This window comes from Caballeronia temeraria, from assembly GCF_001544795.2.
GTDB lineage: Bacteria > Pseudomonadota > Gammaproteobacteria > Burkholderiales > Burkholderiaceae > Caballeronia > Caballeronia temeraria.
In genome coordinates, this window is sequence record NZ_FCOI02000023.1 from 55,798 (window position 1) to 79,888 (window position 24,091).

The window sequence follows — 24,091 nt, forward strand, 5'->3', positions numbered from 1 at the left end:
TTGCGGATGGGATGCGGCGTGCGTCACAGCGCCAGGCATAGTCTGTAGGCGTCGTAGATGGCCGTGTGAATGTCGCGCGATGCGCTCGCATCGCCGATGCGGTACAAGTGGAACTGTCCTTCCTCGCGTTCCTGCGCTTCGGGCTGCGGCTTGCCCGTCGCGAATGCTTCGAGATCGGTGTAGCCGTCGTTGGCCGAATACATGCGCGCCGCCTCGAAAAGATCGTCAACCGCGAGCATGCCGCGCTCGACCACGAGATGATCCGCTTCCATCTCGACGAGTTCATTCGTCAGATGATGACGGAACACGGCGCGACGCTTGCCGTTATCGCACGCATTCACTTCGATCAGTTCGATGTCCGCGCGCACCGGCACGTTCCAGCGCGCGATGTTGCGCATCCACACCTGATCGTCGCCACGCCCGCCGGTTTCCTGAGCGGGCACGCTGTCGATGAGCGCGAGCGACACATCCAGGCCCGCATCGACATAACGCTCGGCGCATAGATACGCGTTGTGCCGGCCGGTGCCGTCGTAGACGAGCACGCTGCCTGTGCGCGGCGGCGTTTCCGTGAGCGCATCGAATACGGACTTGCACAGCTCGTTGCCCGGCAGCGCATCGAGATTCGGCAGACCGCCCGTCGCGATGATGACCTCATCCGCGCGATGATCGAGCACGTCGCTCAGTTCGGCGTAGTGGTTGTAGCGCACATCGACGCCGAGCTTGTCGAGTTGCGACACGCGCCATTCGACGATGCCGATGAGATCGCGCCGCCAGCTTCCCGTCGCCGCGAGCAGCATCTGTCCGCCCGCCGTCGAATTCGCTTCGAGCACGGTGACGTCATGGCCGCGCGTCGCGCTGATGCGCGCGGCTTCGAGACCCGCCGGCCCCGCGCCGACGATGAGCACGCGCTTCTTCTTCGCGGCTCTCGGGATGTCGTGCGTGAGGTACGTTTCGCGCGATGTCGCCGGATTATGAATGCACGTCGCGCGAAAATTCCGGCAGAACGATGCGCCCACGCACGGCCTCGCTTCATCCTCCTTGCCCGCTTCGACGAGCTTCACGAGATGCGGCTCCGCAATATGCGCGCGCGTCATGCCGACCATGTCGATCAACCCTTCGCGAATCGCATAGCGCGCGGTGGCGAGGTCCGCGATCTTCGCCGCATGAAACACGGGCAGATCGACCGCGCGCTTGAACGCCGCCGCTTTCGGCAGCCACGGCGCGGACGGCACGAACATGCCCGGCATCGAATTGACGGCGAGCGACATCTTCGTGTCCATGCGCCCGAACGTGACGTTGAAGAAATCGAAGAGGCCGGTGTCCTGCAAGATGCGCGACATCTCCAGCCCTTCTTCGAAGCTGCATCCGTCTTCGAGCGCGAAGCGAAAGCCGACGATGAAATCATCGCCCACCTGTCTGCGAATCTCCTCGTGAACCTGGATCGCGAAGCGCACGCGATTCGCCGACGAGCCGCCGTACTTGTCGGTGCGCAGGTTCACGGTCGGGTCCATGAACTGTCCGATGAGATGCCCGCCCGCATGCGTTTCGATGCCATCGAGACCGCCATCGCGGCAGCGCTTCGCCGCGAGACCGAAGTCGCGAATCACGCGTTTGATGTCCGCATCGTTGATCGTCTGCGGGATGGCGCGGTGCAACGTTTCGCGCACGGGAGACGGCGCGATCATCGGCAGCCACGGTTCCGTGTAGGCATCGCCGCGCCGCCCGAGATGCGTGATCTGGCACATGAGCGCCGCGCCGTGCGTATGGATGCGATCGGAGAAGCGCCGCAAATGCGGCGTGACGGCATCGGTGCCGACGTTGATCTGCTGGAACGTGTTCGGACTGTCGAGACTGACGTTCGACGAGCCGCCGAACATCGTCAGTGCGATACCCCCTTTCGCCTTTTCCTCGTGATACCGTTGATAAACCTCCTGTGGGAATTCATCGCGCGTGAGACGGCTCGCGTGACTCGTGCTCATTACACGGTTCTTGAGGACGAGATGCCTGAGGGAAAACGGCTGAAGCAACGGGTCCGACGAAGCAGTGGTCATGGCCTGCCAGAAGAAGTGGGCGTCGGACTCAAGTTAAGGAGGTCAATATGCGCCGTCAAATTACAAATGGATGCATGCCCCATAACATGGTGTTGTATGAGTCTGCGACTTCCTTCGCTTCAGGCACTGCTCGTCTTCGAAACATCCGCGCGGCTGTTGAGCTTCACCAAGGCCGCCGGCGAACTCAACGTGACGCCCGTCGCGGTGAGCCGCATGGTGGCGCGGCTTGAAGATGCGCTCGGTTTCAAACTCTTCGAACGCACGAAGCTAGGGCTAACCCTGACCGATCGCGGCGCAACATTGCAGCGCGCGGTCGCGTCCGGCTTCGGACAGATTGGCGATACCATCGACGAACTCAAGCGCGATCACGCGCAAGGCGAAAGCGTCACGCTCTCGCTCGCGAGCGGGTTCGCCGCGTTGTGGCTGCTGCCGCGCTATGCGCAATTTCGCCGCACGTTTCCGTCCATCAACTTGCGCTTGCAAGTGATGGCCGGACGTCTCTACGGACCACTCGAAGATGCGGATCTCGGCATTCGCCTGCATGGTCCGGGTTCGGATACGGATCCGTTCATGTTGTGCCCGGAGATTATCGTTCCGATATGCAGTCCGAACTATCTTTCGGAATTCGGTCCGCTCGACGCGCCGAAGAACATCGACGGTCACGCCTATATTCATCTCGACGTGACCACGCTTTCATGGGCGGACTTTCATCGTGCGACGGGACTGTCCGAGAAAGGTATCGGCGAAGCGGTGCATCACACCGATCCCGGACTCGCCGTGCAATGCGCGATGCTCGGCCAGGGCGTCGTGCTCGGCTGGCTGCTTGCGATCGCTGCGCCGCTGAACGAAGGCAAGGTGATTCCCGCGTGGGATCGATACATCGAAACGGGCTGCAATTACGTGCTCGAACATCGCTCGTCGAATCCATCGGAGAGCACGCGCGCGGTGGCGCAATGGCTCATCGACGAAATGAAAGAGGAAATCGACGACGCACGATGCGTGCTCGCGCCGCTGCGAGCGGTCCCGAAAAACCGCTTCGATCATGCGACCACGGTCTGATCACTTCAGGGCGCCGCACTCGCCGAACGCTCGCGTTGCCAGCAGCGCAACCCGAAGAACGGCACGACGCCATAGGCATGGTCGAGCATGTCGGCTAGCAAAGCCTCGTAGCGCTCCCAGCGTATCTCGTCGATAAACACGCAAATCTCCAGCGCGACGACAGCCGTCGTCGATTGCACCTGGCGGATCACGACGGGCATGTCGCGGCGCACGGCCGGATGCTCGCGAAAATATCCGCCGAGATAGAGCCGATACAAACCGAGGTTGGTGCGGCGTTCGCCTTCAGTAATGACGAGCGGCTTCTGAATGGCATCGTGCAGTCGTGCGAGCAAGGCATCGTCGGGATAGCGGATGGTGTCCACGTCGAAGTGAATCGCATGCCGCAAACGCCGCGCGCCCGATGCGATCATGCCGCGCCAGTTCTTCACGCTGTTCGTCAGTAGAAGCTGGCTCGGCAACATGACGATGGTGTTATCGAAGTTGCGCACCTTGATCGTGTTCAAGGCGATATCGATCACGATGCCATCGGCGACATAGCCCGGCACTTCGATCCAGTCGCCCACGCGCAGCATGTCGTAGGCCGCGAGCTGAATGCTCGCGACGAAACCGAGCAGCGAATCGCGAAAGATGATGATGAGCAGCGCCGTGATCGCGGACAAGCCGGTGAGCAGATAAACGGGCGAACGCTCCAGCAGCAACGACACCACCGCGATCAGCGCGACGAGATACACGACGATAGTTGCGATCTGCAGAAAGCTCTTGATCGGCCGTTCGCTCGCGGACGGAAAGTGGCTATAGCGCTCGTCGATGCTGTCACGTAACGCAAGCGCCGCGCGCACCAGCGTATAGACCATGTAGCACGCGGCAAGTATGGCGAGGGGCTTGCCGAGCCGAGGGAGGACGGGAAACGTGAGGCCGGTGAGCATCGGCGCTGCTGCATAGACGATGGCCGCGGGCACGAGCGGCGCAAGCCGATGGAACACGCGATGACGCTCCGCCGCAACCAGCCACTTGCGCCCTTCCTTGCGCGCGAGACGATTGACGATCAGGAGCATGATCGCGCGCGTTGCGTAGTAGCAGATCACGCTCGCCAGCAGAATCGCCAGCAACAGGGCGGCGACGAGCAGCGTCGCGACGAGCCAGCTGTCGGTGGCGACGTTGACCTGCCAGTCGGGTCCCACTTCGATACGCAAGGTGTTGCCGAACATGGACGCTCCCGTGTGGGCGGACCAGTACAAATATTCAGCCGAATCGGACATGGCACTTGCTATAGGGACCATTGTAGTAGCGTGGCATCGTTCGCTGGCTCCGAACGATGCACGAAGCCCCTTCGCATTTGCAGAATTTCCCGCTACAATTCGGTCCCCTTGCCCAGGTGGCGGAATTGGTAGACGCACTATCTTGAGGGGGTAGCGCCGCGAGGCGTTCGGGTTCGAGTCCCGACCTGGGCACCAGTCGCATCCGCGACAACTTCCGTTTTCTTCTCCTTGCGCCCCGAGCGTGGCTTGTGCGTCTCCGGCGGCGCGGTCAGGCCGGCAACAGCCGCGCCCGACTGAATCAGAAATTCCCTGAACGCATTGGCGACCTGAGGCAGACGCCGCTCCGACATATGCACGACATGCCACGCGCGCTCGATCGGCGTCGACGGCACGGGCAGCGTCGCGAGCAAGCCCGCCTGCATTTCGAGCGCGCACGCGTGCAGCGAAAGAAACGCCACGCCGAGCCCCGCTTCGACCAGCTGCTTGATCGCCTCGTTGCTCGATAGCTCCGATGCGGCATGCAGCTTCAATCCCGCCTCCTTGAACAATCCCTCGATCGCGACGCGCGTGCCCGAGCCGCGCTCCCGCACGAGCAGATTCGCCGATTCGAGATCGGTCAGGCTCAGACGCTTCGCGTGCATCAACGGATGCGAAGGCGCGGCCACGAACGCCATCGGATGCGTGGCGAATGCGGCGGCGCTCGTGCGCAGTTCGCGCGGTTGCCGTCCCATGATGGCGAGATCGATTTCATTCGTCGCGAGCATGCGCACGATGTCGTCGCGATTGCCGATGCGAAACTGCAGCTTCACGCCGGGCCGCTCCTTCGTGAAGCGCACGAGCAGAGGCGGCACGAGATATTCCGCCGTCGTGATCGCGCCGATGCGCAACGTGCCGCCCAGTTCGCCGCGCAACGCCGCCACTTCCTCGCCCGCCTCGTTCCACAGGCTCAGGATCTCGTTCGCGTAACGCGTCATCACTTCTCCCGCGGCCGTGAGTTGCACTTCGCGCCCCACGCGGCGCAGAAGCGGCGTGCCCGCGGCCTCGCCGAGCAGCGATATCTGCAATGACACCGCAGGCTGCGTGAGATGCAGTTCGTCGGCGGCGCCGGAGATGCTGCCCACACGCGCAACGGTCTGCAACGTGCGCAATTGCCGGAAGGTCGTCGTCTTTAACATTAGTGAAAACTTATGAGTCGGCGATAAATACTAAATAGCGCATATGTTTTCGGGACCTTATATTTTTTCCAACGAGGTCGTCAAGCATCCAAACAGCACTTCCGGGAGAGCCATGATGTTGAATCCTTACGCACAACACCAGGTCGATTCGCCCCATCGCATCGTGATCGTGGGCGGCGGCGCCGCGGGGCTGGAACTCGCGACGCGGCTCGGCAACAGCGTCGGCAAGCGGCGCCGTGCCGACGTGGTCCTGATCGACCGTTTCCCGACGCACTTCTGGAAGCCGCTTCTGCATGAAGTCGCATCGGGGCAGATCGATGCATCGAGTCATCAGATCGACTACGCCGCGCACGCGAAGTGGAACCACTTCCGCTTCGAGCAAGGCGGGCTCGCGAATATCGATCGCGGCCGCCGCGAGATCGTCATCGACGAAACGACCGATATCGACGGCCGTCCGGTTCTGCCGCGCCGCACGCTCGCTTTCGACACGCTCGTGCTCGCGCTCGGCAGCGTGACGAACTTCTTCTCGATTCCCGGCGCGGAGCAGCACGCGCTGACGCTCGAAACCGTGGAGCAGGCGGAGACTTTCCGGCGGCGTCTGCTGTCGAGCCTGCTGCGCTCGAGTCATGCACGGCAAACGGCGCCCGGCGCGGCGCGCACGCCGGTTTCGGTGACGGTGATCGGCGGCGGCGCGACGGGCGTCGAACTGGCGGCCGCGCTGCGCGGATCGGCGGAAATGCTGCGCGACTATCACCTCGCATCGCTCGATCCGGCCCGCGACATCCGCATTCGTCTGCTCGAAGGCGCGCCGCGCGTGCTGCCCGCGCTGCCCGAGCGCATCTCGACGCGCGCCCAGGACGTGCTCGCCGGGCTCGGCGTGGAAGTGCGGCTTGGCTGCCGCGTGCGTTCGGTGAATGCGCACGCCGTCTCGACCGCGGATGGCGAAACGCTCGCAAGCGACATCACGATCTGGGCCGCTGGCGTGGAAGGCGCGCCGGTGCTGCGCACGCTGGAAGGATTGCCGTTGAACCGGCTGGGACAGGTGATCGTCGACGCCACGCTGCAAATCGAGCCCGGCTCGGGCATCTACGCGATGGGCGATTGCGCCGCGTGCGCCGCATCGAAGGGCGACGCGCCCGTGCCGCCGCGCGCGCAGGCCGCGTATCAGCAGGCCGTCTATCTCGCCGATGCGCTCTCGCGCCGCCTCGACGATCGCGCCGTGCCGCTCTTCGCGTACCGCGATCAGGGCACGCTGGTCTCGTTCGGACGCGCCGGCGCAGCGGGCGCGCTGATGAGCGAGTTGCTGCGCCGGCCGCTCTTCATCGACGGATGGTTCGCGGCGTCATGCTACCGGCATCTGTACCGCCGGCACATCATGGGGCTCACGGGCGTCAAGCGGGCGCTGATGTACGCCGCGAGCCAGTGGCTGCGCGAGCGCGTGCGGCCCACGGTGAAACTGAACTGACGCGGGTTCAGCGCATCGCGACGGCTTCGCCGGGCTGTGCACGGCCCGAGACGAGGCATTGCGATCTGAACGCGTCGCGCTGGCTGCCCGCGGCGGCGTGGCTGAAACCCTTGCTCAGCGCGTCGAACTCGACTTGCGCGGCGCTTTCCGCACACGACGACGCCGCCAGATCGCGGCCCTGAGCGTGGAGCATGGCGCGATCGGCAACGAGATATGCGACGAGCGCGAATACGACGGCCTTGAATGCTTTCTTCATGCTTGTCTCCTTGGCTCTAGGCTAAGGGCCAGACGGCTCCGGGCAAATCAGGGCAAGCCCGGAGCGAACGAACGATTCATTCCCGGAAACATAGGCCTGAGCGGGGATCGGTAAAGTTGTCAAGGCCGCGCGGCACAATGAATTTGATACGCCGCAACATCCCCAAAATGTATTCTTTTGAGTTATGCTGGTTAACCCTTAGGCTTAATCTAAGTCATTCGGGCTGCGCTTCCGGATTCAACCCTCCGCGCTCCCGTCCCGCCTTACATTCCACTGTCAGCGCCTTTCCCGCGAGCACGTTCTTCGCGTGCCAGCCGTGCTTTGCGCCCGATTTTCGACCGAGCTTATGCATCTGCCGTCAGTACTCAGCTTTCTCATCTGGATTCCAGTGGTGTCGGGCATCTTCGTGCTGACTTTCAGCGCATCGGCGACGCTCTCGCGCGCCGTCGCCCTGTTCGGCGCGATTCTCAGCCTGTTGCCGGTGGTGCCGCTTCTGTCGCGCTTTCACGCGTCGTCGGGCGCGATGCAATTCGTCGAGCGCGTCGAGTGGCTGCCGCAGTTCGGCATCTCTTACCATCTGGGCGTCGACGGCATTTCGCTGTGGTTCACCGTGCTGACCGCCGTCACCACGCTCATCATCTTCGTCGCGTCTTGGCAATCGGTCACGAAGCAGGTCGCGCAGTACTACGGCGCGTTCCTCGTGCTGTCGGGCTGCATGCAGGGCGTGTTCGCGTCGCTCGACGGCATGCTGTTCTTCGTGTTCTTCGAAGCGTCGCTGATTCCGCTATATCTGCTGATCGGCACGTGGGGCGGCGAGCGGCGCGTCTATGCGGCCATCCGCTTCTTCTTCTTCTCGCTGCTCGGCTCGCTCGCGATGCTCGCCGCGCTGGTCTATCTGTGGACGCAGGCGCATACCTTTGATATCGACGCATGGCGCACTCTGAAGCTCGGCTTCACGCCGCAGATCGTCGTCTTCGTCTGTTTCCTCGCGGCTTTCTCGGTCAAGGTGCCGATGTGGCCCGTCCACACCTGGCTGCCCGACGTGAATTCGGAAGGCCCGACGGGCGCCGCCGTGCTGCTCGGCATGCTGAAGATCGGCGGCTACGGCATGCTGCGCTATGTGTTGCCGATCGTGCCCGACGCCGCCCACTTCTTCGCCCCGGCGATGATCGCGCTGTCGCTCGTCGCAGTCATCTACGGCAGCCTCGTCGCGCTCGCGCAGACCGACATGCGCAAGCTGCTCGCCTACTCGGCGGTCGCGCACATGGGCCTCGTCACGCTAGGCCTCTTCACCTTCGACCGCCTCGGCACCGAAGGCGCGGTCGTGCAGATGCTGTCGTACGGCATCGTGTCGGGCGCGATGCTGCTGTGCACCGGCGTGCTGGTCGAGCGCACGAAAAACGGCTCGATCGATGCCTACGGCGGCGTCGCCAACACGATGCCCCGCTTCGCCGTCTGCGCGATGCTGTTCTCGATGGCCAACGTCGGCCTGCCGGGCACCTCGGGTTTCGTCGGCGAGTTTCTTGTGCTGATGGGCGCGATTCGCCTGAATTTCTGGATCGGCGCGGCGGCTGCCACGTCGCTGATCCTGAGCGCGGCCTATACGCTGTGGATGGTCAAGCGCGTGATCTTCGGCGCGGTGAAGAACGAGCGCGTGGCCGGCCTGCGCGATCTCGGCAAGCGCGAGCTCGTGCTGTTCGGCGCGATGGCCGTGCTGGTGCTCGGCATCGGCGTTCATCCGAAGACGTTCACGGACGCGATGGGTCCGTCGGTGGAAAGCCTGCTCTCCGCGGTGCAAGGCTCGACGCTGCCGGACGACACGAGCGCGCCTTCGTACAACGCTCGCCGCGACACGGTTTCGGAGCGGACGCCGGGCTAAAAACCGCCGGGCGCGCGTGACGCGCTTCCAGCAGAAATCGAAAGACGCCGCTAACATTCGAGTGTTCGCGGACACATGCCGACGCGGCGCCGCTCTATACTGAACGGCGCCGCTTTCGTTTTGCATCGCCGGTTCCATCCAAATTTGAAATTGCAATCGCCCGATCTGCAGTCAATGGAGGCCTGGACATGAAGAAGAATTCCGCAGCCATCTGGATTCTCGTCGCGATGGTCATCGGCATCGGGGTCGGCTACATGATCTTCACGAGTTTTCCCGACAAGAAGACCGCCACCGAGATCGCCGGCTACATCTCCCTCGTCTCCGACGTCTTCCTGCGCCTCATCAAGATGCTGATCGGGCCGCTCGTGTTTTCGACGCTGGTCGTCGGCATCGCGCACATGGGCGACGCGGCCTCGGTCGGACGCGTGTTCGCCAAGGCGCTCGGCTGGTTCCTCACCGCGTCGCTCGTCTCGCTGCTGCTCGGGCTCCTGATGTCGAACCTGCTCAAGCCCGGCGACAACCTCGGACTGCCGCTGCCGGACATCGGCGCATCGGCGAATCTCGCGACATCGAAGTTCACGCTGAAGGACTTCGTCAGTCACATGGTGCCGCGCTCGTTCGCAGAATCGATGGCCAACAACGAAATCCTGCAGATCGTCGTGTTCTCGATGTTCTTCGGCGTCGCGCTCGCCGCGCTCGGCGAACGGGGCAAGGTCCTGCTCGCCGCGATCGATCAGCTCTCGCACGTGATGCTCAAGATCACCGGCTACGTGATGAAGCTCGCGCCGCTCGCCGTGCTTGCCGCGATGGCCGCGACCGTCGCGGTGAACGGGTTGAGCATCCTTCTGAAGTTCGCCGTCTTCATGGCCGACTTCTATATCAGTCTGTTTCTGCTATGGGGCCTGCTCGTGCTCGCGGGTTTCGTGTTTCTGCACCGGCGCGTGTTCAAGCTGCTGTCGCTCATCAAGGAAGCGTTCATGCTGTCGTTCGCGACCGCGAGTTCGGAGGCCGCGTATCCGAAGATACTCGACGCCCTCGACCGCTTCGGCGTGAAGCGCAAGATTTCCAGCTTCGTGATGCCGATGGGCTATTCCTTCAACCTCGACGGCTCGATGATGTACTGCACCTTCGCGACACTTTTCATCGCGCAGGCGTACGGCATCCATCTGCCGATCAGCACGCAGATCACCATGCTGCTGATCCTGATGCTCACGTCGAAGGGCATGGCGGGCGTGCCGCGCGCGTCGCTGGTGGTCATCGCGGCGACGCTCAATCACTTCAATATTCCCGAGGCGGGCCTGCTGCTGATTCTCGGCGTCGATACCTTCCTCGACATGGGCCGCTCCGCCACCAACGCGGTCGGCAATTCGATCGCGAGCGCGGTGGTCGCCAAATGGGAAGGCGAGTTGCTGACGGAATCGGAAGCGGCGGCGAACGCGGCGCGCATCGAGTCCGAACAGGAAGCCACGCTGGCGCATCCCGCGCAGGTCTGACGGAGGCGATCCATGAAGACGCAGCGCTTCTGGTCGGCGCTGGCTTCGGCCAGCCTGATGGCGATCGCGCTCGGCGCGCGCGCAGCCGACGACGTGCAGACCCCGGCGCCCGATAACGACGCCTACGCGCCCGCGACGCTCACCGGCACACTCGCGAAGGCGCGCGACACGGGCACGATCGCGCTCGGCTACCGCGACGCTTCAGTGCCGTTCTCCTATCTCGATGCGCGCCACGCGCCGATCGGCTATTCGATCGAACTGTGCAAGGCGCTCGTCGCGGCGATCGGCAATGCGGTGCACAAGAGCCTGAACATCAAGTGGGTGCCGGTGACGCCGGAGAATCGCATCGATGCGGTCGTCGATGGCCGCGTCGATCTCGAATGCGGCTCGACCACGAGCAACATCGAACGGCAAAAGCGCGTCGCCTTCTCGCCGATCTTCTTCGTGGCCGGCACCAAGGTCATGGTGAAGCAAGGCTCGCCGATCCATTCGTTTCGCGATCTGGCGGGCAAGAAGGTCGCGGTGACGGCGGGCACGACGAATGAAAAGGCGTTGCGCGATCTCGACAGGAAGTTCTCGCTCGGCATGCAGTTGCAGGTCGTGCCGGATCACGCGGAAGGCTTCGCGCGCGTGGCGAACGGCCAGGCCGATGCCTTCGCCACCGACGACGTGCTGCTCTACGGCCTCATCGCGGAGAACGCGGCGAAGGGCGGCGCGTATCAGGTCGTCGGCGATTATCTGTCGTACGACCCGTACGGCATCATGTATCGCAAGAACGATCCGCAGCTCGCGCAAGTGGTGAAGGACACGTTCCAGAACCTCGCCGCCGATGGCGAAATCGAGCGGCAATACAAGCGCTGGTTCCTGCAACGTCTGCCGTCGGGCACGAGCCTCGACATGCCGATGAGCGCGCAGCTCGAAAGCATCATCGAGTCGATGGCGGGCGGCGAGGCGCAGTAAGCGCGCTTATTCGTCGACGAGCTGGCGCACGCGCGCGGTCAGCGTTTCGATCGCGAACGGCTTGGTCAGCACCTGCATGCCGGGTTCGAGGCGCCCGTTGCCGATCACCGAATTCTCCGCATAGCCGGTGATGAACAACACCTTCAGATCGGGACGCGACTGCCGCGCGGCATCGGCCATCTGGCGGCCGTTCATGCCCCCGGGAAGGCCGACGTCGCTGATCAGCAGATCGACCCTCACGTTCGACTGCAGGAGCTTCAGCCCGGCGACGCTGTCGGCCGCTTCGATCACCGCGTAGCCGGCCTCTTCGAGCACATCGACGATCAGCATGCGCACGCTCGGTTCGTCGTCGACGATCAGCACCGTTTCGCCCGACTCGGCGCCCGATGTCGGCGCTGCGGTCTGATCGGCGGCGTCGCCATCGACACCGCCGTAAAAGCGCGGCAGATAGATGCATACCGTCGTGCCCTGCCCGGCTTCCGAATAGATGCGCACCTGACCGCCCGACTGCTTGGCGAAGCCGTAAATCATCGAGAGGCCGAGCCCCGTGCCCATGCCGATCGGCTTGGTGGTGAAGAACGGATCGAACGCCTTCGCGATGACATCGGGCGTCATGCCGGTTCCGGTATCCGTCACGCACAGCGACAGGAACTGGCCCTCGGGCATGTCGTGGCTCTCGGCCGCGCGGCGGTCGATCCACTTGTTGGCCGTTTCGATCGTGATGCGCCCGCCATCGGGCATCGCGTCTCGTGCGTTGATGCACAGGTTCAGCAGCGCGTTTTCCAGTTGTCCGGAATCGACGAGCGCGGGCCACAAACCCGCCGCACCGACCGCCTCGACCTTGATGCCCGGCCCGACCGTGCGCTGGATCAGATCGGTCATGCCGTTCACGAGCGCGTTGACATCCGTGGGGCGCGGATCGAGCGTTTGCTGCCGCGAAAACGCCAGCAGCCGGTGTGTCAGCGCCGCCGCGCGCCGCACCGCGCCTTGTGCCGCGACGACGTATTTATCGACTTCTGCGATCCTGCCCTGGCTGAGTCGAATGTTCAGCAATTGCAGCGAGCCGGATACACCTGCCAGCAGATTGTTGAAGTCGTGCGCGAGGCCGCCGGTGAGCTGACCGACCGCTTCCATCTTCTGCGACTGCCGTAGCTGCTCCTCTGCGCGCATCAGCTCCGCCGTGCGTTGCGCGACGCGCTGCTCCAGCGTCTCGTTGAGCGCGCGCAGCGATGCGGCCGCGCGATCGCGTTCCTCCTCCGCTGTCTTGCGCGCCGAGATATCGCGAAACAGGACCGCCACCTGCCGCAGACTTGCCGGCTCGACGCGCGACGCCGACACCTCGATATGCCGTCCCGCCGATAAGAAATAGCGCTCGAAACGCGCCGTCACGCCGGTGCGCAGGACGGTGCCGTAGAGTTCGACCCAACGGTCGGCATCGGCCGGATCGATCTCGCGCAAGGTCTTGCCGACGACCTCGCGAATGCCCGAATGCCGCTCATAGCCGAGATTGGCTTCGACATGCCGATAGTCGCTGAGCGGCCCATGCGGACCGTCGAAGAATTCGATGATGCAAAAGCCGTCATCGATTGCATTGAAGAGCGCGTGGTAGCGCGCCAGAGTCGCAACGCGGCGGGCCTCGAAATCGGGAGTCTGGGTCATCGGAACGGTTTTGATCGGTCGCGCCACTGAAGGCAGCTTGAGCGGCGTCGAGAGCTTACGCCAAAGCTAGCACATCGTGCGTGCGCCCAGAATCTTTCCGATGCACGCCGAACTTTCGTCCAACCCGTCTGTTGCAGAATGGCGGTTTCAGACGGGACTCGACTGCATGACGCGGTTGCGTCCGTGCGCCTTGGCGTCGTAGAGCGCTTCGTCGGCGGCGCGGATGAGCGCGCTCACGTCGTCGTCGCGTTCGGGCCGCCAGCTCGCGAGACCGATGCTCGCCGTCACGCGGCCGAACTCGCTGCCCGCGTGCTCGATCGACAGATCGCTGATCGCCGCGCGAATCTTCTCGGCGACTTGCGCGGCGCCGTCAGCAGGCGTATCGGGCAACACGACGACGAATTCCTCGCCGCCGTAGCGCGCGGCGGTATCGACGGGCCGCCGGATGTTGTCGCCGATGCAGCGTGCGACGGCCGCGAGCGCGTCGTCGCCGGCCTGATGGCCGTAGGCATCGTTGTAGGCTTTGAAGCGGTCGATATCGACGAAGAGCAGCGAGAAGAGACTGCGCGTGCGGCGTGCGCGGCGCCATTCCTGATCGAGAATTTCGCCGAGCGTGCGACGGTTGTGCAGCCCGGTGAGCCCGTCCGTGCGCGCGAGCAATTGCAGCTCCGACTCCGCGCGCATGCGCCGCCTGAACTGCGCGGCGAGCACGAATGACAGGATGATGAAGCCGATCGCGAGCACGCCCATCGACGAGCCGATGATGATCGTGCGCCGCCGCCATGCCGCGTAAATGTCCTCTTCGCCTTCGGCCACCATGATGATGAGCGGCAGGTTCGGAAAATTGCGGAAGTAGTAGAGCCGGCGCCGGCCGTCGATCGACGATGTCTCGCTGAAGCTGCCTTGATCCGCCGCGCGAAAGTGCCGGAAGGTGTCGGCGTGGCTGATGTCGCGGCCGATCACGTGCGGATCGAACGGTTGACGCATGATCATCACGCCGTCGTGGCTGATCAGCGACACGGCGCCGTGCGGCCCGAGCGAAAGCCCGCCGAAAAGATTGCGAAAGTATTCTAGGTTGATGGCGAGCATCGCGACGCCCGCGAACGATCCATCGGGATGCGAGAGTCTGCGGCTCAATGCGATGCTGGGCGCGCCGTCGCGCAGCCGAGACTCGTATGGCGTGCTGATGTAGAGCCCGGTGTCGGGATGATCGCGCTGGACCGAGAAGTAATTCCGGTCGGCAAAATTACCCGGCCGTGGCACGAGGCTGCCCGAATCGATGGCGATTTTGCCGCTTGCGTCGAGCACGAGGATCGAGCCCAGATCGCGCGCGGACGCGGCGCGGTCGAACAGCACGTCGTTGCGCAGACGAGGTGAGAGGCTCATCACGTCGTCGCGCTGCACGCCTTCCACCACAGCTTGCAGCGACAGCTCGTACAGTTCGAAATTACGCTCGATGTCGCGTTCGGCGAGCAGCGCGAGATTGCGCGATGTGTCGCGAGCGCGGTCGAGTGCGTCGAGCCTGGCCTGATAGAGAACCAGCGCGCACAGCCCGACCATGACGAGCGCAATGAGGGTGCCGCACAGCACGATGATATTCGGCGTCGAGCTTCGGGCGTGCGCCGACGCGCGCGCGGGCCCGGGCGTATTGAGACTCGGGGTGGAGAGATTTTCGGTTGCCACTATTTGGAGGTCCCGGGTTCCTGGCTCGCGAGTTTATCTTTGCTCCGCACGTTCCCTGGTCAGCGAGCTAGGGCGTTATTCTCTCCTATTTGTATGAATTGGGTGAAGGGAAGCGAGGGGGATATGTGGCCGGGGATTCAGCGACGCGCCCCCGCGCGCCTCAGCTTGCCGCTGAAATACCGCTCGCGCGAAACGCGGATCGCGGCATCGAAATCCGTTTCCGTCGCGAGATGCTTGTGGTCCACGCTGACGAGCCATCCCTGCGCGGAACGGCACCAGCGGATTCGTCCTTCGTCGTAGAGTCCGGAGAACCAGCGCCACAGCGTGGCGTCGTCCTTGTCGGCCTGCTTGGCGGCGTCGCGCCGAACGGTGTCTTGAATGATCGCCAGCATGGTCGTCGTGTCTCCTCGTGATTCGCTATGACGCAGCGCGTCCCAGTGCGATATACCGCGCGAGATGATGGTCTTCATCGCCGAGCTGATGATCGATCATCACGAGCCGCTTCGCGTAATGGGAAAGCGGCAATTCCCACGTCATGCCGATCCCGCCGTGCATCTGAATGGACTCTTCCGCGACAAGCGCGCCGATGCGCCCGACCGAATACTTCGCCGCCGACAACGCGCGCTCGCGCGCGACACCCGATCCACCGACTGCCGCCGCCGCATTGATCGCAGCCGAACGCGCCTGCTCGATCTCGAGCAGCACATCGGCCATGCGATGCTGCAGCGCCTGAAACGCGCCGATGGGCACGCCGAACTGCTTGCGCGTGCGCAGATATTCGAGCGTATGGTCCTTCGCGACATCCATCGCGCCGACCGCTTCCGACGCGAGCGCGACGAGTCCATAACCGATCGCATGCGTGAGCGTCGCGTATCCCTCGCCTTCTTTTCCGACGAGCGCATCGGCATCGAGGATCACGTCATCCAGCGATATTTCCGCCACGCGTCCGCCATCGATCTTGCGATGACCGCGCACCTTCACACCCTGCGCATCGCGCGGCACGATGAAGAGCGAGATGCCCGCCTCGTCAAACTCGCCGCCCGACGTGCGCGCCGACACGAGCAGCACATCCGCATGCGCGCCCTGCTGCACGACGCCCTTTGCGCCGCTCAGCTTCCATCCTTCGCCATGCCGCGTCGCGCGCGTATTCACGCGTGCAAGCTCGTAGTGCGAGCCGGGTTCGTCGTGCGCGAATGCGGCAATCGCCGTACCGTCGATCATGCTCGCGACGCGTTCGCGCTGCCTTTCGTTGCCCGCATGCGCGAGTGCACGCCCGACGATCAGCGCATCGAGAAACGGCTCGACGACAAGCCCGCGTCCGAGCGCCTCGAACACGACCGAGACATCGAACCCATCGCCGCCGAAGCCGCCCATCGACTCATCGAAGAACGCGCCGATGATGCCGAGCTCGCAAAACCGCTGCCACATATCGCGGCTGAAGCCTTCCTGCGAGCGCGCGATCCTGTCGCGCACATCGAACCCATATTGCTCGGCGATGAAGCGGTTCAGCGTATCCGCGAGCATCCGCCGGTCTTCCGTGTGCTGGAAATCCATCGTGCGAACCCTTTAAAGGCCGAGCATCATCTTCGAGATGATGTTCTTCTGTATTTCGTTCGAGCCGCCGAAAATCGACAGCTTGCGATTGTTAAAGTACTCCGATGCCGCATCATTTGATTCGGCATCGTTATTTTCTCCGAGTGCTTCTTCTTCGATCAACGGCTGCGCATACGGACCCATCGCGCGACGCATCAGCGACGAGATTTCCTGGCGAATCTCCGTGCCGCGAATCTTGAGCATCGAGCTTTCCGCGCCCGGCGCGCCGCCGCCCGCGACCGCCGCGAGCACGCGCAGATTCGTCGTCTTCATGTTCTCCAGATCGATCTCGACACGCGCGAGACGCGCGGCGAACAAAGGATCGTCGATCAGCGGACGGCCATTGCTCTGCATCTTGCTCGCCGCCGCTTTCAGACGGCCGAGCGCCGCCACCGAAAAGCCCACGCCCGCAATGTTCGTGCGCTCGTACGTCAGCAGATACTTCGCATAAGTCCAGCCCTTGTTCTCCTCGCCGACGAGATTCGCAGCCGGCACGCGGACATCGGTAAAGAACACTTCGTTGACTTCGTGCTCGCCATCGAGCGTGATGATCGGACGCACTTCGACACCCGGCGTGTTCATATCGATGAGCAGAAAACTGATGCCTTCCTGCTTGCGTCCATCCTGCGACGTGCGCACGAGGCAGAAGATCATGTTCGCGAAGTGCGCGAGCGTGGTCCACGTCTTCTGTCCGTTGACGATGTAGTACTCGTGGCCGTTGTCCATCGCGCGCACGGCCGTCGTGCGCACCGACGCGAGATCGGAACCCGCGCCCGGTTCCGAATAGCCCTGACACCACCAGTCGGAGCCGTCGAGAATGCGCGGCAGCCAGTGTCGCTTCTGCGCTTCGCTGCCGTACTTGATGAGCACCGGCCCGAGCATGTTCACGCCGAACGGCACGATGCGCGGCGCACCCGCAATCGCACATTCATTTTCGAAGATGAACTTCTGCACGGCCGTCCAGCCGGGACCGCCGTATTCCTTCGGCCAATGATTCGCGAGCCAGCCGCGTGCATTGAGAATGCCGTGCCATTGCGCCATGTCGTCGCGCGTCAGACGCTCGCCGGTGCGTGCCTTGCGTGCGAGATGTTCCGGAAGAGAGGTGCGCAAAAACGCGAGCACGTCGGCACGAAAGGCTTCCTCGTCTGCGGTGAATGTCAGGTCCATGACTGCGGTTCCATGAAGAGATTGATGCAGGCCACGCGTCAGGCCGCGCGGTTCAGACTCGCGAAGTTCGCGCCGCGCGCGACGAGATCGACGATCAACGGCGACGCGCGCCAGAATCGCGGATCGTCCTTCGCGAACTCGCGGATATCGGCGAGGATCTTGTCGAGGCCCACGGTATCGGCGTAATGCATCGGGCCGCCGCGATAACGCGGAAAGCCGAAGCCGTGCATCAGCGTGGCATCGACATCCAGCGGACGTTGCGCGATGCCTTCGTGCACGATATTCGCGCCCTCGTTGATCATCGCGGCAAGGTAGCGGCGCACGATCTGCTCATCGGTGAATGTACGCGGCGTCACGCCCACGCGCTTGCGCTCGGCATCGATGATCGACTCGACTTCGGCGTCCGGCGTGCCGATGCGGGCGCCATCGTCGTAACGATAGAAGCCGCGTTTGGTTTTCTGCCCGAACCAGCCGCGCTCGCACAGTTCATCGCCGATGCGCACGTAGCGCGCATTCGGATCGCGCGTGGCGGCACGGCGCTTTCTCGCCGCCCAGCCGATATCGCCGCCGGCGAGATCGATCACTTGATACGGTCCCATCGGAAAGCCGAAGTCGCGCACGGCGCGGTCGATCTGATACGGCGACGCGCCGTCTTCCATCAGATGATCCGCCGCGGCGCGATACACCGCGAGCATCCGGTTGCCGATGAAGCCATCGCATACGCCCGCGCGCACCGCGACTTTCTTCAGCTTCTTCGCAAGCTCGAAACCGGTCGCGACGACCTCGGCGCTTACGCGCGCGGGCACGACGACTTCGAGCAGCTTCATGATGTTCGCGGGCGAAAAGAAATGCAGCCCGAGCACGTCTTGCGGACGCGCGATGCTCGCCGCGATCTCGTCGATGTCGAGATAAGACGTGTTCGTCGCGAGCACCGCGCCGGACTTGCACACGCGATCGAGTTCGGCAAATACGGCCTTCTTTACGGCCATGTCCTCGAATACGGCTTCGATGACGAGATCGGCATCGGCGAGCGCATCGTATTTCGTGTCGCCATTGAAGTGCTGCAGCGCACGCGCTTTCGCTTCCTGCGTCATGCGGCCTTTCGCGATCAGCCCGTCGTACACCTTTTCGATGTGCGCGCGCCCGCGTTCGAGCGATGCATCGTCGCGCTCGATCATCGTCACCTTAAGACCCGCATCGAGGAGCGCGACGGCGATGCCCGCGCCCATCGTCCCGCCGCCGATCACGCCGACGCTACGCAGCGCGCGCGGTTGCGCATCGCGCGTTTCAGGCGACTTCTGCGTTTCGCGTTCGGCGAAGAACGCATGCACGAGGCCCGCGCGCTGCGGACTCTCGCGGCATTCGAGGAACTGCTCGCGCTCGAAGCGCAGGCCTTCGTCGAACGGACGATTCATCGCCGCTTCCACGCAATCGACGATCTTCAGCGGCGAGAGCAAACCGCGCGACTTCTTCTGCGTTTCCTCACGCGCGGCGGCGATCGCGGTCGCGCTCGCTTCCTTGTCCGCGAGTCCGCGCGCGTTCTTCGTGCGGCGCGGCGCGGCATGTGTCGCAATGAGTTCGTGCGCATAAGCGAGGCCTTCGGCAAATACGTCATCGGTTTGGCCGACCCGATCGACGAGCCCGAGGCGCAGCGCTTCCTGTGCGCCGACGTGTCGTCCGCTCAGCATCAGCGACAACGCCGCCTCCGCGCCGATCAGACGCGCCGAGCGCTGCGTGCCGCCCGCTCCGGGCAAAAGGCCGAGTTGCACTTCGGGCAGCCCGAGCTTCGCGCCGTCGACGGCGATCCGGTAATGCGCGCCCAACGCGACTTCCAGCCCGCCGCCGAGCGCCGCGCCGTGAATCGCCGCGATGACCGGCTTGTCGCAACGCTCGATGCGGTTGCACACCTCCGGCAGCGACGGCGGCGCCGCCGGCTTGCCGAACTCGCGAATGTCCGCGCCCGCGATGAAGTTGCGGCCCGCGCCGACGATCAGCACCGCGCGCACGGACGCGTTGGCATCGGCGGCTTCGATCGCGTCGATGAGGCCGCGCCGCACCGCGGCATTGAGCGCGTTGACGGGCGCATGATCGATCGTCACGACAAGAACGTTGCCGCGCAATTCACGCTGGACGACGTCCGCGGTTTCGGGCGCGCTCGAAAGCGTCATGGATGAAGTCTCCTGAGTCTGTTTTCCGGTTTGGCGTGGAAGTATTCTCGCGGCGAAAGCCATCCTTGACAATGACAGCGCTCGTTGACAGACTGTCAAATCGCCTTTGACAATCGAATCGGGCCGTGGACGTCAACGAACTCACGCTGCTGGTCGAAATTCTCGATGCGGGCAATCTGAGCGAGGCCGCGCGCCGCCTCAAGATGAGCCGCGCCAATGTCAGTTATCACCTGAATCAGCTCGAAAAAACCGTCGGCTTGCAGCTCGTGCGGCGGACCACGCGCCGCGTCGAGCCGACGGAACTCGGCCTCGAACTCTATGAGCACGGCCGTTCGATCCGCAACGCACTGCTCGCGGCGCAGGAATCAGTATCGTCGCTCGGGCAACGCTTGCAAGGGCGCGTGCGGCTTTCGGTGCCGAGCGGTTATGGGCAGCTCGTCATGTCGGAATGGCTGATCGCATTCAAGCGCGAGTATCCGGATATCGTGCTCGACGTGATGTTCGAAAATCGCGTCGAAGATCTGTTGCGCGATGAAGTCGACATCGCCGTGCGCGTGATGCCCGAGCCGCCGCCGAGTCTCGTCGCGCGGGACATGGGGCCGGTGCGCTATGTCGCATGCGCATCGTCGGCGTATGCGAAGGCGCACGGCATGCCCACGCGGCTGGAAGAATTGGGCGTCGTGCCGGTGATCACCGCGACGGTTGTCGGCAAGCAGACGCGCGTCGCCGCGTATCTCGGCGATGAACGTCACGAAGTGCTGCTGGAACCGAGCCTCATCTCCGAGAACTTTCTCTTTCTGCGCGATGCGATTCTCGCGGGGCTGGGCGTCGGCATCGTGCCGGATTACGTCGTGACGGAAGACATGCGGCGCGGCGAAGTCCTCACCGCGCTCGATCAATGGCGGCTCAGTATCTTCGGCACGCACATGTACATGCTTTACATGCCGAACCGGCATCACACGCGCGCGACGCTCGCGTTTATCGAGTTCATGCTCGATCGCTCGCAGAAGGCGGGGCGCGGGCGGCGCTGAAGCGCTCGCATCATGCCTCTCGCGACCGCTCGGCAAACCAGATCGCCACCGACATCAACGCAATGCCCGCCATCTGCACGCCGCTCAAACGCTCGTCGAAAACCAGCCAGTCGATGATGATGGCCACCGCCGGATAGACGAACTGAAACACGGCGACGCGCGCGGTATCGAGCCGCGCCATGCCGATATACATCAGCGTGTACGCAAGGCCCGTGTGAATCAGCCCGAGACCCGCGAGCCATGCCCACGACATGCCCCACGCGGGCCAGCCGTGCTGCATCGGCCAAATCCATAACAGCAGCGTGCCGATCGCGCATTGCCACCACGCGAGCACGCCGGCGGGCAATTCACGCAGCCGTTTCGCGATGAGCGTCACGCACGCCATGCATAGCGAACCTGCGAGACACGCGGCCACGCCCATCCAGTAGTCTGATTGCGGCGAACCGCCATTCGTATGCCCGACGATGCCCGTTGCGAGTACGAGCCCGCACATCGCGACCGAAACGGCCACGATGCGTTGCGTGCCGATCGCCTCTTTCAGCCACAACGATGCGAAGAGGAGCACCCACATCGGCTGGACGTGGAACAGGACGATCGCGACGCCCGTCGATATGCGTTCGATGGCGCTGAAGAACAGTACCCAGCTCGACACCATCAGCAAGCTGGCGGCGAGCACCCACGGACCGTTGCTGCGCGTCACGCGCAGGCAGCGTGTTTGCCGGCGCACGATCACCCACGCGCTCATGCCCAGCAAACCGAATGCGCAGCGAAACCACGTCGCGGTCAGCGGATCGGCCTTCGCTTCGTGCAGAAAGATGCCGATCGTGCCGAGCAGCGCGCAGCCGAGGAGAAAAGGCCACGCGCCTGACGCCGGCCGTGCTTCGCCGCGCGCGGTCGCCTGAGGGAATGAGGTATTCGTGTTCATGCCCGAAGTGTGTGTCCCGCCGCGTCGAACGAAAAGCGCATAATTCAAACATCATCCATTCGATTTTCGAAAGCGTTATCCGATACTCATGAAACAAAGCGATCTGCAAATGGACTGGCTCAAGTGCTTCGTCGCCGTTGTCGACGCGGGTTCGCTATCGAGCGCGGCGGGCGAAGTGCATCGCTCGCAATCGGCGGTGAGCATGCAGTTGAAGAAGCTCGAAAACGCGCTGGGGTTGCGGCTCATCGAACGCGGCTCGCGCGCGCTCGAACTGACGCACGACGGACAGACGCTGCTCGGCTACGCGCGGCGCATTCTCGATCTGCATGCCGAGGCGCAAGTCGCGCTTCAAGGCGAGCAACTCACCGGACGCGTGCGCCTCGGCGTGCCCGACGACTACGCAGCGAAGTATCTGACGCCCGTGCTCAAACGCTTCGCGCCGCGTCATAGCGGTGTCGAGATCGAATTGATCTGCGAGCAGTCGACATCGCTCATTCCGCGCATCGCGAACAATGAACTCGATATCGCGCTCGTATCGCGCGATCACGGCCGGCGCGGCACGCTGCTCTTTCACGAACCGATGGTCTGGGTCGGCGCGACGCAGTTCGAGCTATGGCGACGCGATCCGATGCCGATCGCTGTCTACGAAAGCACGAGCCTCGCGCGGCGCAGCGCGATTCATTCGCTCGCGCAACAGGGGCGTCGATACAAGATGGTCTACAACAGTTCGAGTCTCGCCGGGCAGATCGCCGCCGTCGAAAGCGGCCTGGCCGTGGCGGCGCTCACGCAATGCAGCGCGCCGGAACATCTGCGCATTCTCGGCAGCGATGAAGGCCTGGGACCGCTCGAACCGATGGAAGTCGCCGTCTACCGCAGCCGTGATTCGCGCGGCTCGAAAGCGGTGGACAGTCTGCACAGCCTGCTCGTGAAGACGCTCAGGCAATCGGCGTCAGTCTGATCGACGACGAAGTGAAGCAATGCCCTCGATCTCGACGAGCAGATCGGCTCGGCAGATATCGACCTTCAGATAGCGGATGTTTGCATCGGGATGAAATGCATGCTGCGCGAGTCGCATCACGCGCGGCAGATCGGCGGCATGCCGGTAATACACTTTGATCTGATCGAGATCGGACAGCGCATACGCGCCGCGCACACCCTGCGCTTCGAGATTGTCCGCGCCGATCAGATGCGCAATGTTGCCGACGGCGACGCTCCATTGCTTCTCGACATCGCCTTCGTGCACGGTCTCGTGCCCGAGAATGCTCGCCGTGCCCGACACGTACAGGTCATCGCGCAACATGGTGCCGCGCGCGAAGCTCGGCGACTTCGGACCGTAACGCTGCGGATACTCATACGCAGGCGTTTGACGCGCATTCTCGATATGCCGTGGCGAACTCTCGCGGCACGCCAGAAAATAGAAGCCGACGCCCTCGCCCCAGGTGCCGATGCCCGTCGCCGCCGGCATGCCCGATGCATCCGCGTAATCCCGCTCGAACGCGATGGCGCGTCCGCGGCAGAAATCGCGATACACCTCCAGCCCTTCCTGATTCGCGCCGTTGATGTGCGGGATGAAATTCCACATGCGGAAGATCGTCGGGAAATCCAGTTCCCTGACGAGCGCGAATGCATCGCCATAGGCTTTGCGTGTCGCTTCGGTGTATCGATCGGAAGAGGGAATGAAGCCCGCGCAAAACAGAAACTCGTCGTTGTGGGCGAAGACGAGATCGTTGAAGCTGCCGCTATGGATCGGGCCAGCGCTCGCCCAGATTTCGTCGAAAGCGTCGCGCGCGTCGTCGCACATCGCGAGACGCAATATCGGCACGCCGTCTTCGATGCGCGGCGCGCCGCTCGTCGCACCATAAACGATGCGCGCGAGCACGTCGTCGTCACAGGCCGCGCCGTGACGGATGAACCGGGACGCGATGGCCGCGATCATCGATTATTCATCGGCATGATCGCCGAAGAGATCCGCTGTCGCGATGCGATCCTGTTGCAGAGGCGGCAATGCGCCGCTTCTCACCTGTTCGAGGACGTCCGGCGGCAGCCATGTTTCTTCCATTGCGCCGATGCCGTTCTCGATCATCTGCTGGAGGAAGAACGATTGCTTGCGCCCCGTCGCTTCCGCCAAGAGTCGCAGCCGTTGCTCGAATTGTGGATCGACCCGCACTGCGACCACCTTCAGCTTGTTTTCGGCGGTCCTTCTCACTGCATGCTCCTGTTACGTTCGTAGCGCGCCGCCAGCGGGCGCGTGCATGCGGTGCTTATACC

The 24,091-nt window shown here is 63.6% G+C and carries 19 protein-coding genes, 1 tRNA gene and 1 pseudogene; 8 read left to right on the forward strand and 13 right to left on the reverse strand.

The window, feature by feature from the left end:
• Positions 1–23: 23 nt before the first annotated feature.
• Complete coding sequence (oye, locus tag AWB76_RS27080) at positions 24–2,051, reverse strand: multifunctional alkene reductase/demethylase OYE (RefSeq protein WP_061163207.1); 2,028 nt, start codon at positions 2,049–2,051, stop codon at positions 24–26.
• 96 nt (positions 2,052–2,147) lie between these two features.
• Between oye and AWB76_RS27085 the strand changes: the two genes are divergently transcribed.
• Complete coding sequence (locus tag AWB76_RS27085) at positions 2,148–3,110, forward strand: LysR family transcriptional regulator (protein ID WP_061163208.1); 963 nt, start codon at positions 2,148–2,150, stop codon at positions 3,108–3,110.
• Between the two features lie 5 nt (positions 3,111–3,115).
• Here AWB76_RS27085 and AWB76_RS27090 read toward each other — a convergent pair whose 3' ends face one another.
• On the reverse strand, positions 3,116–4,318 hold the full coding sequence (locus AWB76_RS27090; RefSeq protein WP_061163209.1) for a mechanosensitive ion channel family protein: 1,203 nt from the start codon (positions 4,316–4,318) through the stop codon (positions 3,116–3,118).
• A 161-nt stretch (positions 4,319–4,479) separates the two neighbouring features.
• On the opposite strand from AWB76_RS27090, the gene AWB76_RS27095 reads away from it, so the two are divergent.
• Positions 4,480–4,564 (forward strand) — tRNA-Leu (locus AWB76_RS27095).
• Positions 4,565–4,614: 50 nt separating this feature from the next.
• Here the strand turns inward: AWB76_RS27095 and AWB76_RS27100 are convergent.
• Positions 4,615–5,544: pseudogene (locus AWB76_RS27100) on the reverse strand (LysR family transcriptional regulator); the annotation flags it as partial.
• Between the two features lie 112 nt (positions 5,545–5,656).
• Here AWB76_RS27100 and AWB76_RS27105 point away from each other — a divergent pair.
• A complete protein-coding gene (locus AWB76_RS27105; RefSeq protein WP_061163210.1) occupies positions 5,657–7,009 on the forward strand; it encodes an NAD(P)/FAD-dependent oxidoreductase in 1,353 nt (450 codons plus the stop codon).
• A 7-nt stretch (positions 7,010–7,016) separates the two neighbouring features.
• Here AWB76_RS27105 and AWB76_RS27110 read toward each other — a convergent pair whose 3' ends face one another.
• Positions 7,017–7,265, reverse strand: coding sequence for a hypothetical protein (locus AWB76_RS27110; protein ID WP_061163211.1), 249 nt, complete (start codon positions 7,263–7,265; stop codon positions 7,017–7,019).
• 346 nt (positions 7,266–7,611) lie between these two features.
• Here AWB76_RS27110 and AWB76_RS27115 point away from each other — a divergent pair, with 346 nt between their 5' ends.
• The 3 genes from AWB76_RS27115 to AWB76_RS27125 all read left to right on the forward strand — a co-directional run bounded on the left by AWB76_RS27115 (position 7,612) and on the right by AWB76_RS27125 (position 11,597).
• Positions 7,612–9,144 carry a complex I subunit 4 family protein gene (locus tag AWB76_RS27115; protein WP_061163212.1) on the forward strand — a complete coding sequence of 511 codons (1,533 nt, stop codon included), beginning with the start codon at positions 7,612–7,614 and terminating at the stop codon, positions 9,142–9,144.
• Positions 9,145–9,332: 188 nt separating this feature from the next.
• Positions 9,333–10,637 (forward strand): dicarboxylate/amino acid:cation symporter, encoded by a 1,305-nt coding sequence (locus tag AWB76_RS27120; protein ID WP_061163213.1) that lies wholly within the window; start codon positions 9,333–9,335, stop codon positions 10,635–10,637.
• A gap of 12 nt (positions 10,638–10,649) precedes the next feature.
• Positions 10,650–11,597 (forward strand): amino acid ABC transporter substrate-binding protein, encoded by a 948-nt coding sequence (locus AWB76_RS27125; RefSeq protein WP_061163214.1) that lies wholly within the window; start codon positions 10,650–10,652, stop codon positions 11,595–11,597.
• Between the two features lie 6 nt (positions 11,598–11,603).
• Here the strand turns inward: AWB76_RS27125 and AWB76_RS27130 are convergent, their stop codons facing one another.
• The 6 genes from AWB76_RS27130 to AWB76_RS27155 form a co-directional block, all read right to left on the reverse strand.
• The gene (locus AWB76_RS27130) at positions 11,604–13,256 is read right to left on the reverse strand and encodes a response regulator (RefSeq protein ID WP_061163215.1); all 1,653 of its coding nucleotides are present in this window, start codon (positions 13,254–13,256) and stop codon (positions 11,604–11,606) included.
• A gap of 147 nt (positions 13,257–13,403) precedes the next feature.
• Complete coding sequence (locus AWB76_RS27135) at positions 13,404–14,846, reverse strand: sensor domain-containing diguanylate cyclase (protein ID WP_445343875.1); 1,443 nt, start codon at positions 14,844–14,846, stop codon at positions 13,404–13,406.
• Between the two features lie 230 nt (positions 14,847–15,076).
• Positions 15,077–15,331 carry a hypothetical protein gene (locus tag AWB76_RS27140; RefSeq protein ID WP_061163216.1) on the reverse strand — a complete coding sequence of 85 codons (255 nt, stop codon included), beginning with the start codon at positions 15,329–15,331 and terminating at the stop codon, positions 15,077–15,079.
• A 25-nt stretch (positions 15,332–15,356) separates the two neighbouring features.
• Positions 15,357–16,493: an acyl-CoA dehydrogenase family protein gene (locus AWB76_RS27145; protein ID WP_061163217.1), complete on the reverse strand. Its 1,137-nt coding sequence runs from the start codon at positions 16,491–16,493 to the stop codon at positions 15,357–15,359.
• Positions 16,494–16,505: 12 nt separating this feature from the next.
• A complete protein-coding gene (locus AWB76_RS27150) occupies positions 16,506–17,699 on the reverse strand; it encodes an acyl-CoA dehydrogenase family protein (RefSeq protein WP_061163218.1) in 1,194 nt (397 codons plus the stop codon).
• A 38-nt stretch (positions 17,700–17,737) separates the two neighbouring features.
• On the reverse strand, positions 17,738–19,867 hold the full coding sequence (locus tag AWB76_RS27155; protein ID WP_061163219.1) for a 3-hydroxyacyl-CoA dehydrogenase NAD-binding domain-containing protein: 2,130 nt from the start codon (positions 19,865–19,867) through the stop codon (positions 17,738–17,740).
• Between the two features lie 125 nt (positions 19,868–19,992).
• Here AWB76_RS27155 and AWB76_RS27160 point away from each other — a divergent pair, with 125 nt between their 5' ends.
• A complete protein-coding gene (locus AWB76_RS27160; RefSeq protein ID WP_061163220.1) occupies positions 19,993–20,898 on the forward strand; it encodes a LysR family transcriptional regulator in 906 nt (301 codons plus the stop codon).
• Positions 20,899–20,908: 10 nt separating this feature from the next.
• Here AWB76_RS27160 and AWB76_RS27165 read toward each other — a convergent pair whose 3' ends face one another.
• The gene (locus AWB76_RS27165; protein ID WP_074171424.1) at positions 20,909–21,823 is read right to left on the reverse strand and encodes a DMT family transporter; all 915 of its coding nucleotides are present in this window, start codon (positions 21,821–21,823) and stop codon (positions 20,909–20,911) included.
• 88 nt (positions 21,824–21,911) lie between these two features.
• Here AWB76_RS27165 and AWB76_RS27170 point away from each other — a divergent pair, with 88 nt between their 5' ends.
• Positions 21,912–22,781, forward strand: coding sequence for a LysR family transcriptional regulator (locus AWB76_RS27170; protein ID WP_061163221.1), 870 nt, complete (start codon positions 21,912–21,914; stop codon positions 22,779–22,781).
• Here AWB76_RS27170 and AWB76_RS27175 read toward each other — a convergent pair.
• On the reverse strand, positions 22,773–23,759 hold the full coding sequence (locus tag AWB76_RS27175) for an FkbO/Hyg5 family chorismatase (protein ID WP_061163222.1): 987 nt from the start codon (positions 23,757–23,759) through the stop codon (positions 22,773–22,775). The two genes, AWB76_RS27170 and AWB76_RS27175, sit on opposite strands and share 9 nt — an antisense overlap.
• A 3-nt stretch (positions 23,760–23,762) precedes the next feature.
• Positions 23,763–24,029: a YlcI/YnfO family protein gene (locus AWB76_RS27180; protein ID WP_061163223.1), complete on the reverse strand. Its 267-nt coding sequence runs from the start codon at positions 24,027–24,029 to the stop codon at positions 23,763–23,765.
• Positions 24,030–24,091: the final 62 nt, after the last annotated feature.